Annotated in this window: 23 protein-coding genes and 2 tRNA genes; 20 read left to right on the top strand and 5 right to left on the bottom strand. The window is 61.8% G+C overall.

The annotated features are described in order from the left end of the window. Nucleotides 1-44 precede the first annotated feature (44 nt). Complete coding sequence (locus tag A3A9_RS0100410) at nt 45-404, top strand: hypothetical protein (protein WP_027028812.1); 360 nt, start codon at nt 45-47, stop codon at nt 402-404. On the opposite strand, the gene bhcR is transcribed toward A3A9_RS0100410, so the two are convergent. After that, a complete protein-coding gene (gene bhcR / locus A3A9_RS0100405) occupies nt 405-1,226 on the bottom strand; it encodes an HTH-type transcriptional regulator BhcR (RefSeq protein WP_027057026.1) in 822 nt (273 codons plus the stop codon). A 214-nt stretch (nt 1,227-1,440) separates the two neighbouring features. On the opposite strand from bhcR, the gene gcl reads away from it, so the two are divergent. The 3 genes from gcl (at nt 1,441) to A3A9_RS0100390 (ending at nt 5,101) form a co-directional block, all read left to right on the top strand. After that, a complete protein-coding gene (gene gcl, locus A3A9_RS0100400; protein ID WP_027057025.1) occupies nt 1,441-3,222 on the top strand; it encodes a glyoxylate carboligase in 1,782 nt (593 codons plus the stop codon). Between the two features lie 10 nt (nt 3,223-3,232). Then, the gene (otnI, locus tag A3A9_RS0100395; protein WP_027057024.1) at nt 3,233-4,054 is read left to right on the top strand and encodes a 2-oxo-tetronate isomerase; all 822 of its coding nucleotides are present in this window, start codon (nt 3,233-3,235) and stop codon (nt 4,052-4,054) included. Between the two features lie 114 nt (nt 4,055-4,168). After that, nucleotides 4,169-5,101 (top strand): 2-hydroxy-3-oxopropionate reductase, encoded by a 933-nt coding sequence (locus tag A3A9_RS0100390; protein WP_275451158.1) that lies wholly within the window; start codon nt 4,169-4,171, stop codon nt 5,099-5,101. Between the two features lie 232 nt (nt 5,102-5,333). Here A3A9_RS0100390 and A3A9_RS0100385 read toward each other — a convergent pair whose 3' ends face one another. After that, nucleotides 5,334-6,182, bottom strand: a complete 849-nt coding sequence (locus A3A9_RS0100385) for a TrmH family RNA methyltransferase (protein ID WP_027057022.1) — start codon at nt 6,180-6,182, stop codon at nt 5,334-5,336. A gap of 198 nt (nt 6,183-6,380) precedes the next feature. On the opposite strand from A3A9_RS0100385, the gene A3A9_RS0100380 reads away from it, so the two are divergent. Together A3A9_RS0100380 and A3A9_RS0100375 are read left to right on the top strand one after the other, a co-directional pair. After that, nucleotides 6,381-6,465: transfer RNA gene (locus tag A3A9_RS0100380), tRNA-Tyr, on the top strand. A gap of 99 nt (nt 6,466-6,564) precedes the next feature. Then, a tRNA-Gly gene (locus A3A9_RS0100375) sits at nt 6,565-6,638 on the top strand. 94 nt (nt 6,639-6,732) lie between these two features. Here A3A9_RS0100375 and A3A9_RS0100370 read toward each other — a convergent pair. Further along, complete coding sequence (locus A3A9_RS0100370; protein ID WP_027057021.1) at nt 6,733-7,191, bottom strand: YidB family protein; 459 nt, start codon at nt 7,189-7,191, stop codon at nt 6,733-6,735. Between the two features lie 131 nt (nt 7,192-7,322). Here A3A9_RS0100370 and A3A9_RS0100365 point away from each other — a divergent pair, with 131 nt between their 5' ends. Continuing rightward, on the top strand, nt 7,323-7,580 hold the full coding sequence (locus A3A9_RS0100365) for a GlsB/YeaQ/YmgE family stress response membrane protein (protein WP_027028819.1): 258 nt from the start codon (nt 7,323-7,325) through the stop codon (nt 7,578-7,580). 62 nt (nt 7,581-7,642) lie between these two features. Here A3A9_RS0100365 and A3A9_RS45040 read toward each other — a convergent pair whose 3' ends face one another. Both A3A9_RS45040 and A3A9_RS0100355 read right to left on the bottom strand, forming a co-directional pair. Beyond that, nucleotides 7,643-7,780, bottom strand: coding sequence for a hypothetical protein (locus A3A9_RS45040; protein ID WP_202596349.1), 138 nt, complete (start codon nt 7,778-7,780; stop codon nt 7,643-7,645). A 93-nt stretch (nt 7,781-7,873) separates the two neighbouring features. After that, entirely contained in the window at nt 7,874-8,761 is an 888-nt protein-coding gene (locus A3A9_RS0100355) for a DMT family transporter (protein ID WP_027057020.1), read from the bottom strand. A 295-nt stretch (nt 8,762-9,056) separates the two neighbouring features. On the opposite strand from A3A9_RS0100355, the gene tuf reads away from it, so the two are divergent. The 13 genes from tuf (at nt 9,057) to rplN (ending at nt 15,910) form a co-directional block, all read left to right on the top strand. Beyond that, nucleotides 9,057-10,232 (top strand): elongation factor Tu, encoded by a 1,176-nt coding sequence (gene tuf, locus A3A9_RS0100350; RefSeq protein WP_027057019.1) that lies wholly within the window; start codon nt 9,057-9,059, stop codon nt 10,230-10,232. A gap of 69 nt (nt 10,233-10,301) precedes the next feature. Next, nucleotides 10,302-10,610, top strand: a complete 309-nt coding sequence (gene rpsJ, locus A3A9_RS0100345; protein ID WP_010909272.1) for a 30S ribosomal protein S10 — start codon at nt 10,302-10,304, stop codon at nt 10,608-10,610. 61 nt (nt 10,611-10,671) lie between these two features. After that, nucleotides 10,672-11,385, top strand: coding sequence for a 50S ribosomal protein L3 (rplC, locus tag A3A9_RS0100340; RefSeq protein ID WP_027057018.1), 714 nt, complete (start codon nt 10,672-10,674; stop codon nt 11,383-11,385). Continuing rightward, nucleotides 11,385-12,005, top strand: coding sequence for a 50S ribosomal protein L4 (gene rplD, locus A3A9_RS0100335; protein ID WP_027057017.1), 621 nt, complete (start codon nt 11,385-11,387; stop codon nt 12,003-12,005). The genes rplC and rplD overlap by 1 nt, the downstream gene beginning before the upstream one ends. After that, entirely contained in the window at nt 12,002-12,295 is a 294-nt protein-coding gene (locus tag A3A9_RS0100330) for a 50S ribosomal protein L23 (RefSeq protein ID WP_027028839.1), read from the top strand. Before rplD ends, A3A9_RS0100330 begins: the two co-directional genes overlap by 4 nt. Before the next feature lie 22 nt (nt 12,296-12,317). Next, nucleotides 12,318-13,151: a 50S ribosomal protein L2 gene (rplB, locus tag A3A9_RS0100325; RefSeq protein ID WP_015317983.1), complete on the top strand. Its 834-nt coding sequence runs from the start codon at nt 12,318-12,320 to the stop codon at nt 13,149-13,151. 16 nt (nt 13,152-13,167) lie between these two features. Next, nucleotides 13,168-13,446, top strand: a complete 279-nt coding sequence (gene rpsS, locus A3A9_RS0100320) for a 30S ribosomal protein S19 (RefSeq protein ID WP_006205463.1) — start codon at nt 13,168-13,170, stop codon at nt 13,444-13,446. Nucleotides 13,447-13,448: 2 nt separating this feature from the next. Beyond that, nucleotides 13,449-13,838 carry a 50S ribosomal protein L22 gene (rplV, locus tag A3A9_RS0100315; protein WP_010909277.1) on the top strand — a complete coding sequence of 130 codons (390 nt, stop codon included), beginning with the start codon at nt 13,449-13,451 and terminating at the stop codon, nt 13,836-13,838. Continuing rightward, the gene (rpsC, locus tag A3A9_RS0100310) at nt 13,838-14,563 is read left to right on the top strand and encodes a 30S ribosomal protein S3 (protein ID WP_027028840.1); all 726 of its coding nucleotides are present in this window, start codon (nt 13,838-13,840) and stop codon (nt 14,561-14,563) included. The genes rplV and rpsC overlap by 1 nt, the downstream gene beginning before the upstream one ends. Nucleotides 14,564-14,590: 27 nt before the next feature. Then, on the top strand, nt 14,591-15,004 hold the full coding sequence (gene rplP / locus A3A9_RS0100305; RefSeq protein ID WP_013531427.1) for a 50S ribosomal protein L16: 414 nt from the start codon (nt 14,591-14,593) through the stop codon (nt 15,002-15,004). Between the two features lie 13 nt (nt 15,005-15,017). Continuing rightward, entirely contained in the window at nt 15,018-15,218 is a 201-nt protein-coding gene (rpmC, locus tag A3A9_RS0100300) for a 50S ribosomal protein L29 (protein ID WP_006205459.1), read from the top strand. A gap of 11 nt (nt 15,219-15,229) precedes the next feature. Then, nucleotides 15,230-15,469, top strand: coding sequence for a 30S ribosomal protein S17 (rpsQ, locus tag A3A9_RS0100295; RefSeq protein WP_010909280.1), 240 nt, complete (start codon nt 15,230-15,232; stop codon nt 15,467-15,469). Nucleotides 15,470-15,541: 72 nt separating this feature from the next. Next, on the top strand, nt 15,542-15,910 hold the full coding sequence (gene rplN / locus A3A9_RS0100290; protein WP_006205457.1) for a 50S ribosomal protein L14: 369 nt from the start codon (nt 15,542-15,544) through the stop codon (nt 15,908-15,910). The last annotated feature ends 4 nt before the right edge of the window (nt 15,911-15,914 follow it).

The following is a 15,914-nucleotide window of genomic DNA, read 5'->3' as shown; positions in this document are numbered from 1 at the left end:
AGCGGCGTCTAGTCTATCCCGATGGCCGGTTGAGGGAGGGTGGCTTGGACGAGCAGGATCCCAGGGAAGACCTGATCGAGACGGTTTTCCGCAACGGCACAGTCACCACTGTCGGCATCCTGCTGGCATTTTCGCTTGGGTTCATCACTCATTGGGCCGCCAACCCGATCCCTTGGCGGGCCTACCATCTTGTCGCCGTTCTGCCGATCCTGGCCGGGATCGCCTTGCAGATGCGGGCGCTGTCGCTGCTGCTCGACATCAAGTCCCTGCAGCGGCGTGTCTATGAACGCGCCAACCGCATCTTCATCGCCGGCCTCATCTTCACCGCCTGTGGTGTCGGCATGGCTATCCTGCTCGATTTCTTCGATATTGCGACGAGGAGTGCGCTGCCCGGGGCAAGCTGATCAGCCGGCTTGCACGCCGCCGATCATCCTGGTCACTTCGGCCGCGGCACTGCGCACCATCGGTCCGATCTCGGCCAGCCGCTCCGGCGTCACCCGTACGGTTGGCCCCGACACCGAGACGCCGCCGATCGGCTCGCCGAATTCATTGAAGATGGCGGCCGCCACGCAACGCATGCCGGGATGCCGTTCCTCGTCATCGACAGACCAGCCACGCTGCTTGATGACAGCCAGATCGTGGGCAAGGGCAGGGATCTCGGACAGCGTCTTGTCGGTGAAACGCTGCAGTCCGGCCTTGCGCAAGATGGCGCCTACGCGCTCCGGTTCGAGATGCGCCAGCACCGCCTTGCCGATGCCCGACGCGTGGAACGGGCTGCGCGTCCCCGGCCGGAAGAAGGCGCGGATCGCCTGATGTGTCTCGACCTGGCTGACAAACACCACGCAATCATCCTCGGCGACGCCGAGATTGGCGGTCTCGCCGGTCTTTTCCATCAACTCCTGCATGACGATGCGGGCACGGTCGACCAGCTTGCGGCGGCGCAGAAAGGCCGCGCCCATGCGGTAGGTCTCGACGCCGATCGACCACAACTGGTCTGACGTATCGAACTCGACCATGCCGTGGTTTTGCAGTGTCGTCAGCATGCGGTAGGCGGTGGAGGCGGCAAGGCCGCTCTGCGCTGATATTTCGCTCAGCGACAGGCCGCTGCCCTCAGCGACAATGGCCAAGATGCGCAAGGCCCGGTCGAGCGACTGCACCGAACTGGCCTCGGCAGGCCCGTTGAAAGCGCGCGGCCGGCCGCGCTGGCGTTTTTCGGTCGTATCCATGGCGCCATCCTTGCTGATTTCACCAAACAAGCAATGAAAAAGTTTTTCACTCGGGCGGGAAGGCAAATTCTTGGAAAACCGAAAAGTCAATAAAATCAGCACTCAGCAGCCGTTTTCTAGAAATGAAAAAATATTCTGAAAAAATTGAAAAATAGCCGACGTGCTGACATTCTTGGCCATCCAATAATGACAAACCCTGTGGAGGGCCGGAAAAATGGCCAGGATGCGCGCTGTCGATGCGGCGGTTCTTGTTCTCGAAAAGGAAGGTATTTCCTGCGCCTTCGGCGTGCCGGGCGCGGCGATCAATCCGTTCTATTCGGCGCTGAAGGCAAGGGGCACGATCCGCCATGTACTCGCCCGTCACGTCGAGGGCGCCTCGCACATGGCCGAAGGCTATACGCGGGCCAAGGCAGGCAATATCGGTCTGTGCATCGGCACTTCCGGACCGGCCGGCACCGACATGATCACCGGGCTCTATTCGGCGGCGGCCGATTCCATCCCGATCCTCTGCATCACCGGCCAGGCGCCGCGTGCTCGGCTAAACAAGGAGGATTTCCAGGCTGTCGACATCGCCGCCATCGCAGCACCGGTCGCCAAATGGGCGGTCACCGTCATGGAGCCCTATCTCGTGCCGATGGCGCTGCAGAAGGCATTCCATCTCATGCGCTCGTCGCGTCCTGGGCCGGTGCTGATTGATTTGCCGGTCGACGTCCAACTGGCCGAGATCGAGTTCGATATCGATGCCTATGAGCCACTGGTGCCGTTCAAACCGGCGATGACGCGTGCCCAGGCCGAAAAGGCACTGGCGATGCTGAACGCGGCCGAAAGGCCGCTGATCGTCGCTGGCGGCGGCATCATCAATGCCGATGCGTCGGATCTGCTGATCGAGTTCGCCGAAATCTCCGGCGTGCCGGTCATCCCGACGCTGATGGGCTGGGGCGCGATTCCCGACGATCACCGGCTGATGGCCGGCATGTGCGGGCTGCAGACCTCGCACCGCTATGGGAACGCCACGATGCTCGAAGCCGACTTCGCCTTCGGCATCGGCAACCGCTGGGCCAACCGCCACACCGGTTCGGTCGATGTCTACACCAAGGGCAAAAAATTCATCCATGTCGACATCGAGCCGACGCAGATCGGTCGTGTCTTCGCGCCGGATCTCGGCGTCGTCTCGGATGCGGGCGCGGCGCTGAAGATGCTGCTCGACGTCGCCACCGAGTGGAAGACATCAGGTAAACTGCGCAACTGGTCGGCCTGGGCGAAGGAATGCCAGGCCCGCAAGAAGACGATGAAGCGCAAGACGCATTTCGACCAGGTGCCGCTGAAGCCGCAGCGCGTCTATGAGGAGATGAACAAGGCGTTTGGCCGCGACGTCACCTATGTCACCACCATCGGACTCTCGCAGATCGCCGGCGCGCAGTTTCTGCATGTCTACAAGCCGCGCAACTGGATCAATTGCGGCCAGGCCGGCCCGCTCGGTTGGACGCTGCCGGCAGCGCTCGGCGTGCGTGCCGCCGATCCGGACCGCACCATCGTGGCGCTGTCGGGCGACTATGATTTCCAGTTCATGATCGAGGAACTGGCGGTCGGCGCACAGCACAAGCTGCCCTACATCCATGTCGTCGTGAACAACGCCTATCTCGGCCTGATCCGCCAGGCGCAGCGCGGTTTTGCGATGGACTATGAGGTCAGCCTCGCCTTCGAGAACATCAACCGATCAGGCGATCCCGAGGCCGGCTATGGCGTCGACCATGTCGCCGTTGCCGAGGCGATGGGCTGCAAGGCGGTCAGGGTGCGCAAGCCCGAGGAGTTTGCCTGCGCCTTCAAGCAGGCGCAGCAACTGATGAAAGAACACCGGGTTCCGGTGGTGCTCGAATTCATCCTGGAGCGCGTCACCAATATCTCGATGGGCACCGAGATCGACAAGATCACCGAATTCGAGGACCTTGCCGAAAGCCATGAGGATGCACCGACCGCGATCGTGATGCTGGATTAGGAGAAAAGAGATGCCGCGTTTTTCAGCCAATCTGTCGATGCTCTTTGGCGAGCATGATTTCCTCGACCGCTTCGACGCCGCTGCCCGCGCCGGCTTCAAGGGCGTCGAATACATCGGCCCTTACGACCATGCTCCCGATGTCGTCGCTGCCCGGCTGAAGAAGAACGGCCTGACCCAGGTGCTGTTCAACCTGCCGGCCGGCGACTGGGGCAAGGGCGAGCGCGGCATCGCCGTGCTGCCGGACCGCGTGCCGGAATTTCGTCAGGGCATCGCCAAGGCGATCGCCTACGCACAGGCGCTCGGCTGCCCGCAGGTCAATTGCCTGGCCGGCATCGCGCCCGCCGGCGCCGACCGCAAGGTGCTCGAGGATGTGTTTGCCGAAAACCTCGCCTTCGCGGCGGAGAAACTGGAGCAGGCCGGCATCCGGCTTTTGATCGAGCCGATCAACACCCGCGACATTCCGGGCTTCTTCCTCAACTATTCGGACCAGGCGCTGGCGCTGATCGACCGCGTCGGCTCGAAGAACCTGTTCCTGCAATATGACATCTATCACATGCAGATCATGGAGGGGGATCTCGCCCGTAAGATCGAGGCAAACCTCGGCCGCATCGCGCATATCCAGCTTGCGGACAATCCCGGCCGTCACGAGCCGGGGACGGGCGAGATCAATTATCCCTTCCTCTACGATCACATCGACCGGATCGGCTATTCCGGCTGGATCGGGGCCGAATACAAGCCGAAGGCCGGGACCGAGGCCGGGCTGGGCTGGTTCCGGGACCTGGCCGGGCAGGGCAGCGCCGTAGCGGCTAAGGCCCCCTCATCCGGCCGCTAACGCGGCCACCTTCTCCCCGGTGGGGAGAAGAGACGCGCACCAACCTCTGCAACCTCTTCTCCCCTCGGGGAGAAGGTGGCCCGAAGGGCCGGATGAGGGGGCGTTCGCACAAATATCAGGAGAACCACAATGGAAACCATAGGCTTCATCGGCCTCGGCATCATGGGTGCGCCCATGGCGGGGCATCTGCTGGATGCCGGCTACAAGGTCATCGCCAGCGATCATCGCTCGAAGCCACCGGCCGATCTCATCGCCAAGGGGCTGAAGACCGTTACCGGCCATGCCGCCGTGGCAAAAGCCGCCGACATCATCATCATGATGGTGCCGGATACGCCGCAAGTCGCCGAGGTGCTGTTCGGCGACAACGGCGTCGTATCGGGCCTGACCAGGGGCAAGCTGGTCATCGATATGAGCTCGATCTCGCCGATCGAGACCAAAGTGTTTGCGAAGAAAATCAACGATCTCGGCTGCGACTATCTCGACGCGCCGGTCTCGGGCGGCGAGGTCGGCGCCAAGACGGCGTCGCTCACCATCATGGTCGGCGGCGAGGAAAAGGCTTTTGAACGCGCTAAACCCATTTTCGAGAAGATGGGCAAGAACATCACCCTGGTCGGGCCGAACGGCGTCGGCCAGACCACCAAGGTCGCCAACCAGATCGTCGTCGCGCTGACCATTGAAGCCGTCGCCGAAGCGCTTGTTTTTGCTTCGAAAGCCGGCGCTGACCCTGCCAAGGTCAGGCAGGCGCTGATGGGCGGGCTGGCGGCCTCGCGGATTCTCGAAGTGCATGGCGAGCGCATGGTCAAGCGCACCTTCGCGCCCGGCTTCCGCATCGAACTGCACCAGAAGGATCTCAACCTGGCGCTGGAGGGCGCCAAGGCGCTCGGCGTTTCGCTGCCCAACACCTCGACCACCCAGCAGCTGTTCAATTCCTGCGCGGCCAATGGCGGAGCGAGGGAGGATCATTCGGCGCTGGTCCGCGCGCTGGAGCGGATGGCCAATTTCGAGGTCGGCAGCGAGCCAGCCGACGTCAAAGGTAAAGCGGCATAGGTCAGGAGAGGGCGGCGCAACGTTCCCAAGCCGCCAACTCTTCCCTGTCGAAGAACGGGTTCCGGTGTTTGAAGCTGGAACCCGTTTCTCGTCCGGGGTGGTTTTCGGCAAACGGCCTGCCGTTTTCAGGCTTAGAGCAATTTCAGGAAAAGTGTGAACGGTTTTCCGTCCGAAATTGCGTCAAAACAAAGGGTTAGAGCGGTTCACCGTTTCCGTGAAACGGAGAACCGCTCTAACCGCGCTTCAAGAATGTCTGCGCGACATAAAGGCCGATCGCCGCCGCGTTCGACACATTGAGCGAATGGATCGCGCCAGGCATGTCGAGCCGCGCCAGCGTCGTCACCGTCTCGCGCGTCTTTTGGCGCAGGCCCTTGCCTTCGGCGCCCAGCACCAGCGCGATCTTCTCTCCGGCAAAGCTCTTTTCGAGCTCGGCCGGGCCTTCCGAATCAAGCCCGATGGTGCGGAAGCCGGCCTCGTGCAGTTGATCGAGCGCGTCGGCAAGGTTCTTCACCTCGATCTGGTCGATATGCTCGAGCGCCCCGGAAGCGGCTTTCGCCAGCACGCCCGATTCCTGCGGGCTATGGCGGGCCGTGGTGATCAGCGCCCCGGCGCCAAAGGCGACCGCCGAGCGCAGGATGGCGCCGACATTGTGCGGATCGGTCACCTGGTCGAGCACCAGCACCAGCTTTGCGTCGCCGAGCGCATCGAGCCGCTTGGGCTTCAGCGGCTCCGCCTCGATCAGCACGCCCTGATGCACGGCGTCCGAACCGGTGATCTTGTCGATATCCCTGGGTTCGACCAGTTCGGTCTTGAAGGGCAGGGCGGCGAGATCGGCGATCTCAAGGCGCTCGGCCGCATTGCGCGTCACCAGCATTTTCCGGATCTTGCGCCTCGGATTGTCGAGCGCCGCCCGCACCGTGTGCAAGCCATAAAGTCGCACCACACCGTCGGCTGCGGTTTCGCCCGGCGGCACGGGCTGGCGCGGCTTGAACGCCGGCGCGCCACCGCTTTTCTCGTCGCGAAAAGCGCGGCGCAGCTTGGCGTAATGGGTGTCTTTTGGGGTGTTGGAATTGTTGCTCATGGCCGGCTTCTATAGCTGTCTCCTCCCGCCAAGGATATGCCCAGTCGCCGCAGTCGGCGAACAACATCGAAAAACCCTTCCTGCGCGGTTGACACCCAATGGCCTTGCCGCCATAAGGCGCTTCGCTGGTTTCGGAGAAGACACAACTCGGGTCCGAATTGGCGCGAATGCCTCGTTGCATGGCTCCGGCGGCAGACTGGAGAGGTGCCCGAGTGGTTAAAGGGGACGGACTGTAAATCCGTTAGCTTAGCTTACGTTGGTTCGAATCCAACCCTCTCCACCACTGCCGGCCCGGAAGCCCTGAAACGTAAAAACACGAAAAGCATCGGAGACGAAAAGCGCATGGCGCTTTTCCATTGAATCCGGTACTTCAGTGCAAGGCGCGGGTATAGCTCAGTGGTAGAGCAGCAGCCTTCCAAGCTGAATATGCGGGTTCGATTCCCGCTACCCGCTCCAGACCTTCACCCAGCCTCAGATTTCCACGCAGGCAGAAACCGCAAGCCAAGCGCTGCGCGACCGATGCGCAGCGCTTCAACGTTTCAGCGCAACGTCAGCTGTTGAACGCGGAAGCCACCTGGTGCTGTTGTGGCACTTGGCCGTTCGGCGTCAGCTTGTCGACGATGCCTGGCAAAGCCGTGGACAACTGCTTGAGCAGTTCCCCCTCATCCATGCCGGTGCGTTGCGCGATCTCGCGGATGACCTGCGGCCCAAGCGCTGCTCCGAGATCATTGGCGTTGATCGACTGGTTCTGCCCGGTGCCGACCCAGGAGTCGGCGGCGTTGCCGTGACCGGCATCCCTGAGCTTGTCGAGCAGGCCGCCCAGACCGCCGAGCAGGCCGCCGTCGCTGGCGGTGGTTCCGGCAGGCGTTGGGTCGGTTGGCGCAGGCGCTTGATCCGGCTGATCGGCACTTCTGCCGCTCAGCATCTTTCCCACCAGCAGCGCGCCGAGCGCGATCATCAGTGGTTTGGTGATGTTGCCGCCAGGAACGGCATTGTCAAAAAGTCCCATAGGTGGATCCTCCATCTCAACCAAGCCCAGCCCATCTCCAACAATGGCGCATTCGGGCGGGATTTCAAGCTCGCTTGTGGTTTTGACAATCATATGAAAATGTCGGGCTGGCGAGGGATGGAGAGGAAAAAATGGGTATCATCAGCTGGATCATTCTCGGCGCCATCGCCGGCTTCATCGGCAGCAAGATCGTCAACAAGACCGGCCAGGGCCTGCTCATGGATATCGTGCTCGGCATTGTCGGCGCCATCGTCGGCGGCGTGATCTGCAGCCAAATCTTTGGCGTGGGTGTCACCGGGCTCAACATCTCCAGCCTGATCGTCTCAGTGGTTGGCGCGATAGTTGTGCTGTGGGCCTACCACCAGTTCAGCGGACGCCGGACGCTCTAAGCGTCAGCCGGATGATCTGAAGTTTCGGATTTTTGCTGAGGCAAGACCGGCTTCGGGCTTGCCTATGGCATCAGCACGGCATCGGCCGCGGCGAAGAAGATCAGCGTTCCGGCGATGAACACCGCCCAGCCGACCAGCGACTTGCGAATGGCGGCCTTATGCTCGGCGTCGGAGTTCCTGTTCTGGTCAAAATCGGTCATGGGAAGCTCGCTTGGCTGATTGATCATGGCTCCGCCGGATAGACGATCAATCTGGCCTCTGCAGCATCGGAAACAAGCGCTCGGGTGTCGATGCTATGCGACGACGGTCAGCCTGCGCTTGCGCTGATCCAGCGATACGATGGTCAGCCCGCTGCCCACCACCAGCAGGATGCCGCAGACGGCCAGCGTGTTGGGGAACTGCCCGAACACCAGCAGGCCCGAAATGACCGCCCAGACGGTGAAGCAGTAATAGAACGGCGCCACGGCGCTGGTCGGTCCGACGCGGTAGGCCATGAAGATGAAGAAATGGCCGAAGATCAGGAAAAACCCGGCGCCGGCTATCAGCAGCAGGTGGCGTGCCTCTGGGATCACCCAGCGCTCGGAAACCAGATGCGCGGCGCCGGCGCCGATCAGCACCACCACGACGGCCGAAATCGCCACGATCATGCCCGGTACCTCGGCCGAAACCCGTCTGCCGGCGAGATCGCGCGCGGCTGCAAGCGCGGCATTGCCCAGCGCCAGCAACGCATAGATCGAAATGCCTTGCATGGTCGGCTGCGCCACCATCAGCGCGCCGATGAAGCCAAGCCCTATCAGCGCCATGCGCTGGCCGCCGACGCGTTCGCCAAACAGGATCGAGGAGCCGACCAGCATCAGCAGCGGCGTGATTTGTCCGAGCGCCGTGGAATCGGCGATCTGCATATTGGCGAGCGCCACGACATAGCAAAGGATCGCCGCCAGTTCGAGCAGGTTCCGGCGCAGCACGCGTTTGTCGAAGATCAGCGGGATCTGTTTGCCGTAGCCGAGCAGGAACAGCAGCGGGAAGCCCCAGAGCGTTGCCGCGACCCCGCGCAGGAACAGCACTTCGTAGGACGGCAGGCCTGCGGTCGCGAGTTTCATCATCGTATCGTTGACCAGGTACGACCCGGTCGAAACGATCATGAACAGGGGGCCACGGATCGAGGCAGGGATGAAATGCATCGGATCAGGAGATCAGACCTCGATAACGACCGCAATGGGCCATCAACTGGCCGTGAACTCAGACAGGGATTGGCCGATGGGAGCACTTGATGCGGGCCTCTGTCGATCGGCCTGTCGCCCATTTCATTTCACGCTTCGCCTTCCTATATCAGCGCCACATCCCCGCAATCGGATCCCAGGTTCGGACTGAGTGAGACGGCACCCGGCCAAAAGACGCTTGTGTTTTTTGGCCTTTGTCGCTAATCGCCCCGCATTCGACTGAACTGAAGGTCAAGGCCGTCCAAGGAAAGAGACTATGGCAAAAGGTAAATTCGAGCGTAACAAGCCTCATGTGAACATCGGCACGATTGGTCACGTCGATCACGGCAAGACGTCGCTGACGGCGGCGATCACGAAGTATTTTGGCGAATACAAGCGCTATGACCAGATCGATGCGGCGCCTGAGGAAAAGGCACGCGGCATCACCATCTCGACGGCTCACGTCGAATACGAGACGGCTGCCCGCCACTACGCCCACGTCGACTGCCCCGGCCACGCCGACTATGTGAAGAACATGATCACCGGTGCCGCGCAGATGGACGGCGCGATCCTGGTCGTTTCGGCCGCCGACGGCCCGATGCCGCAGACCCGCGAGCACATCCTGCTNGCCCGTCAGGTCGGCGTGCCGTCGATCGTGGTGTTNNTNAACAAGGTCGACCAGGTCGACGACGCCGAGTTGCTCGAACTGGTCGAGCTCGAGGTTCGCGAGCTTTTGTCGAAGAACGAATTCCCCGGCGACGACATTCCGATCGTCAAGGGTTCGGCGCTGGCTGCTCTTGAAGATTCCAACAAGACGATCGGCGAAGACGCGATCCGCGAGCTGATGGCTGCGGTCGACGCCTACATCCCGACCCCGGTTCGTCCGCTGGACAAGCCGTTCCTGATGCCGATCGAAGACGTGTTCTCGATCTCGGGCCGTGGCACGGTCGTGACCGGCCGCGTCGAGCGCGGCATTGTCAAGGTTGGCGAGGAACTCGAGATCATCGGCATTCGTCCGACGACCAAGACGACCTGCACGGGCGTTGAAATGTTCCGCAAGCTGCTCGATCAGGGCCAGGCTGGCGACAACATCGGCGCGCTGCTGCGTGGCGTTGATCGTGAAGGTGTCGAGCGCGGCCAGGTTCTGGCGAAGCCCGGTACGGTGAAGCCGCACAAGAAGTTCGTGGCCGAAGCCTACATCCTGACCAAGGACGAAGGTGGCCGTCACACGCCGTTCTTCACCAACTACCGTCCGCAGTTCTACTTCCGCACGACGGATGTGACCGGCATCGTGTCGCTGCCGGAAGGCACCGAGATGGTTATGCCTGGCGACAACATCACGGTCGACGTCGAGCTGATCGTGCCGATCGCCATGGAAGAGAAGCTGCGCTTCGCCATCCGTGAAGGCGGCCGCACCGTCGGTGCCGGCATCGTCGTCACCATCAAAGAGTAATTTGGACTTAAACCGATCTGTCGCGGGCGCGGAAGTTGCCCGCGCCGCGCCAGAACAAGGAATTGACGCATGAACGGACAGAATATCCGCATCCGCCTGAAGGCGTTTGATCACCGCGTGCTTGACGCCTCGACGAAGGAAATCGTGTCGACGGCCAAGCGCACCGGGGCAAACGTCCGCGGCCCCATTCCGCTGCCGACGCGGATCGAAAAGTTCACGGTTAACCGGTCGCCTCACGTCGACAAGAAGAGCCGCGAGCAGTTCGAGATGCGCACGCACAAGCGTCTGCTCGACATCGTCGACCCGACCCCGCAGACCGTCGATGCTTTGATGAAGCTCGATTTGGCCGCCGGCGTTGACGTCGAGATCAAGCTCTAAGGGAATGAGAGCGCGGTAAGGGGCGGTGCCCCTGGCCCGGAACTCTAAAGGAATTGAACCGATGCGTTCAGGTGTGATTGCAAAGAAGGTGGGAATGACCCGCATCTATAACGATGCCGGGGAACATGTTCCCGTCACCGTTCTCCAGATGGAGAACTGCCAGGTCGTGGCGCAGCGCACGCAGGAGAAGAATGGCTACACCGCCGTTCAGCTCGGCGTTGGCCTCGCCAAGGTGAAGAACACGTCGAAGGCGCTGCGCGGCCATTTCGCGACCGCTTCCGTCGAGCCGAAAGCGAAAGTCGCCGAGTTCCGCGTCTCCGCCGACAACATGATCGATGTTGGCGCCGAGATCACCGTCGAGCACTTCGTCGCCGGCCAGAAGGTCGATGTGACGGGCACGACGATCGGCAAGGGTTTCCAGGGCGTCATCAAGCGCCACCACATGGGTGGTGGCCGCGCGACGCACGGTAATTCGGTCTCGCACCGTACACACGGTTCGACCGGCCAGCGTCAGGACCCGGGCAAGGTGTTCAAGGGCAAGCATATGGCTGGCCACATGGGCGACACCCGCGTCACCACACAGAATGTCGAGATCGTTTCGACCGACGCCGATCGCGGCCTGATCCTGATCCGCGGTGCGGTTCCCGGATCGAAGGGCGCCTGGATCCTGGTCCGCGATGCGGCCAAGGTGGCACTGCCGGCCAATGCGCCGAAGCCCGCCGCGATCCGTGTCGTCGCCAAGAACGAGGCTCCGGCCGCAGAGGGAGCAGAATAATGGATCTCAAGATCACAACGCTCGGCGGTAAAGACGCCGGCAAGGTGGAACTCTCCGAGGAGATTTTCGGCCTTGATCCGCGCGAGGATATTCTGCAGCGCGTAGTGCGCTGGCAGCTCGCCAAGAAGCAGCAGGGCACGCACAAGGCCAAGGGTCGCGCCGAAATCGCGCGCACCGGTGCCAAGATGTACAAGCAGAAGGGTACGGGCCGCGCCCGTCACCATTCGGCACGCGCTCCGCAGTTCCGCGGCGGCGGCAAGGCCCACGGCCCGGTCGTTCGCAGCCACGAGCATGAATTGCCCAAGAAGGTTCGTGCGCTTGGCCTCAAGCATGCTCTCTCGGCCAAGGCCAAGAGCGCGTCGATCATCATCATCGACGAGCTGAAGCTGACCGAGGCCAAGACCAAGGCGCTGATCGCGAATTTCGCGACGCTGGGCCTGACCAACGCCCTGTTGATTGGCGGCGCCGAGCTTGACAAGAACTTCAAGCTGGCCGCGACCAACATTCCAAACATCGACGTGCTGCCCATCCAGGGCATCAACGTCTACGACATTCTGCGCCGCGGCACGCTGGTCCTTTCGAAGGCCGCCGTCGAGGCTCTCGAGGAGCGCTTTAAATGACCGACCTTCGTCATTATGACGTGATCGTCTCGCCGGCGATCACCGAAAAGTCGACCATGGCCTCCGAGAACAACCAGGTCGTCTTCAACGTCGCCAAGAAGGCGTCGAAGCCGGAAATCAAGGCTGCCGTCGAAGCGCTGTTTGGCGTCAAGGTGATGGCCGTGAACACGCTTGTCCGCAAGGGCAAGATCAAGCGCTTCCGTGGCACGGTTGGCCGCCAGAGCGACGTCAAGAAGGCGATTGTGACACTGGCCGACGGTCAGTCGATCGACGTCGCGACGGGTCTCTGAGCAAGGCCGCGAGGACAGAAACATGGCACTGAAAAAATTCAACCCGGTAACGCCGAGCACCCGCCAGCTGGTCATCGTCGACCGCTCGGGCCTCTACAAGGGCAAGCCCGTCAAGGGTCTGACTGAAGGCCTAACCAAGTCGGGCGGCCGCAACAATCACGGTCGCATCACGGCTCGCTTTATCGGCGGTGGTCACAAGCGTTCGTACCGCATCATCGACTTCAAGCGCCGCAAGTTCGACGTCGTCGGCACGGTCGAGCGTATCGAATACGATCCGAACCGCACCGCTTTCATCGCGCTGATCAAGTATGATGATGGCGAGTTGTCCTACATCATTGCTCCGCAGCGTCTGGCTCCCGGCGACAAGATCGTGGCCGGCGAAGCGGTCGACGTGAAGCCGGGCAATGCGATGCCGCTGGCCTCGATGCCGGTCGGCACCATCGTCCACAACATCGAGCTGAAGCCGGGCAAGGGTGCCCAGGTCGCTCGTTCGGCCGGTGGCTACGGCCAGTTGGTCGGCCGCGACCAGGGCATGGCGATCCTGCGCCTCAATTCGGGCGAGCAGCGTGTCGTTCACGGCTCCTGCATGGCCACTGTCGGTGCCGTGTCCAACCCGGACCACGGCAACATCAACGACGGCAAGGCCGGCCGCACGGTTTGGCGTGGCAAGCGCCCGCACAATCGCGGCGTGACCATGAACCCGGTCGACCATCCGCATGGCGGTGGTGAAGGCCGCACCTCCGGTGGCCGTCATCCGGTCAGCCCGTGGGGCAAGCCGACCAAGGGCAAGAAGACGCGGTCCAACAAGGCGACCGACAAGTTCATCCTGCGCTCGCGCCATCAGCGCAAGAGCTAAGAAGAGGTAACGCCAAGTGACTCGTTCTATTTGGAAAGGCCCCTTCATCGACGGCTACCTTCTCAAGAAGGTGGACAAGGTTCGTGAAGGTGGTCGCAATGAGGTGATCAAGATGTGGAGCCGTCGCTCCACCATCCTGCCGCAGTTCGTCGGCTTCACCTTCGGTGTCTACAACGGCCAGAAGCACGTTCCCGTCTCGGTGAACGAGGACATGGTCGGTCATAAGTTCGGTGAATTCGCTCCGACGCGGACCTATTACGGTCACGGCGCGGATAAGAAGGCGAAGAGGAAATAATCATGGGCAAGGCCAAAGCTCCGCGCAGGCTTGCTGATAACGAAGCGCGCGCCGTATTGCGCACGATCCGTATCAGCCCGCAGAAGCTGAACCTCGTTGCCGCGCTCATCCGCGGCAAGAAGGTCGCGACAGCGCTTTCCGACCTCGAATTCTCGGCCAAGCGGATTTCCGGCACGGTCAAGAAGACGCTGGAATCGGCGATCGCCAACGCGGAAAACAACCACGACCTCGATGTCGATGCGCTGGTGGTGGCGGAAGCCTATGTCGGCAAGTCGATCGTCATGAAGCGTTTCCACGCCCGTGGCCGTGGTCGCGCCAGCCGCATCGAGAAGCCGTTCTCGCACCTCACGATCGTCGTTCGTGAAGTCGAAGAAAAAGGGGAGGCCGCATAATGGGCCAGAAAGTCAATCCGATCGGTCTGCGCCTCGGCATCAACCGCACCTGGGATTCGCGCTGGTTCGCGAACACGGGCGAGTACGGCAAGCTGCTGCATGAGGACATCAAGATCCGCAAGTATCTTGAGAAGGAACTCAAGCAGGCCGCGATCTCGAAGGTCGTGATCGAGCGCCCGCACAAGAAGTGCCGCGTCACCATTCATGCCGCGCGCCCGGGTCTGATCATCGGCAAGAAGGGCGCCGACATCGAGAAGCTTCGCAAGAAGCTGATGGAGATGACGAAGTCCGAGACGCACCTCAACATCGTCGAAGTGCGCAAGCCGGAAATCGACGCGACCCTGGTCGCCCAGTCGATCGCCCAGCAGCTCGAGCGCCGTATCGCTTTCCGTCGTGCCATGAAGCGCGCCGTTCAGTCCGCGATGCGCCTCGGTGCCGAAGGCATCCGCATCAACTGCTCCGGCCGTCTCGGCGGCGCCGAGATCGCGCGCATGGAATGGTACCGCGAAGGTCGCGTTCCGCTGCACACGCTGCGCGCCGATGTCGACTACGGCACGGCTGAAGCGCATACGGCGTACGGCATCTGCGGCGTCAAGGTCTGGGTATTCAAGGGCGAGATCCTCGAGCACGATCCGATGGCTTCGGAGCGCCGCGCGACCGAGGGTGATGCTGCGCATGGCGGTGGTGGTGATCGCGAACGCGGTCGTCGTCGCGAAAACGCCTGAGACATTTAGGAATTTGGAGTTAGAACGATGCTGCAGCCAAAGCGCACAAAGTTCCGCAAGCAGTTCAAGGGCCGTATCCATGGTACCGCAAAGGGCGGCACCAATCTGGATTTCGGTGGTTTCGGGCTGAAGGCGCTTGAGCCGAACCGCGTCACTGCACGTGAGATCGAGGCGGCCCGCCGCGCGATCACGCGTGAAATGAAGCGCGCTGGTCGCGTCTGGATCCGTATTTTCCCGGACGTGCCGGTCACTTCGAAGCCTACCGAAGTCCGCATGGGTAAGGGCAAGGGCGCGGTCGACTACTGGGCGGCGCGCGTCAAGCCGGGCCGCATCATGTTCGAGATCGACGGCGTCAATGAAGAAACCGCCCGTGAGGCGCTGCGTCTCGGCGCGGCCAAGCTCTCGGTCAAGACGCGCTTCGTACAGCGCATCGCAGAATAAGGACGGGCTGATCATGAAAGCCGAAGACATCCGGACCAAGACCCAGGATCAGCTGACCGACGATCTGGCCAGCCTGAAGAAGGAGCAGTTCAACCTGCGCTTCCAGAAGGCCACCGGCCAGCTCGAGAAGACCGCACGCGTGAGACAGGTCCGTAAGGACATTGCGCGCATCAAGACCATCGCTGCGGAAAAGTCCGCGGCTAAGAAGGCTTAAGGACGAAAACCATGCCAAAGCGCATTCTGCAGGGCACCGTCGTCAGCGACAAGAACGAGAAGACGGTTGTCGTCAAGGTCGAACGGCGCTTCACGCATCCCGTGATGAAGAAGACCGTGCGCATGACCAAGAAGTACAAGGCGCACGACGAGAACAACGCCCACAAGGTTGGCGATCAGGTGTTCATCCAGGAATCGAAGCCGATTTCCAAGGATAAGCGCTGGATCGTTGTGTCTTCGGACCAGGCGTAAACAAACGAATTTTGGACAGACCGGGGAGGGGCTTCGAGCTCGTCCCGTTAGAAAAGAAGAAGGCGGCCAGTCATGATTCAGATGCAAACAAACCTCGACGTGGCGGATAATTCCGGCGCGCGTCGTGTCATGTGCATCAAGGTGCTGGGCGGCTCGAAGCGGAAATACGCTTCCGTGGGCGACATCATCGTGGTGTCGATCAAGGAAGCCATTCCGCGCGGCCGCGTTAAGAAGGGCGATGTGATGAAGGCGGTCGTGGTTCGCACGGCCAAGGACATCCGCCGCCCGGACGGCAGCGTGATCCGTTTCGACAAGAACGCGGCCGTTCTCGTCGACAACAAGAAAGAGCCGATCGGCACGCGTATCTTCGGACCGGTTCCGCGCGAACTCCGCGCCAAGAACCACATGAAGATCATCTCGCTCGCGCCTGAAGTGCTGTAAGGAG

Origin of the sequence: Mesorhizobium loti CJ3sym (assembly GCF_000472785.1) — a bacterium.
GTDB classification, from domain to species: domain Bacteria; phylum Pseudomonadota; class Alphaproteobacteria; order Rhizobiales; family Rhizobiaceae; genus Mesorhizobium; species Mesorhizobium loti_E.
The sequence above is the reverse complement of the archived record's forward strand: the minus strand, read 5'-3'. Positions and strand labels throughout refer to the sequence as shown.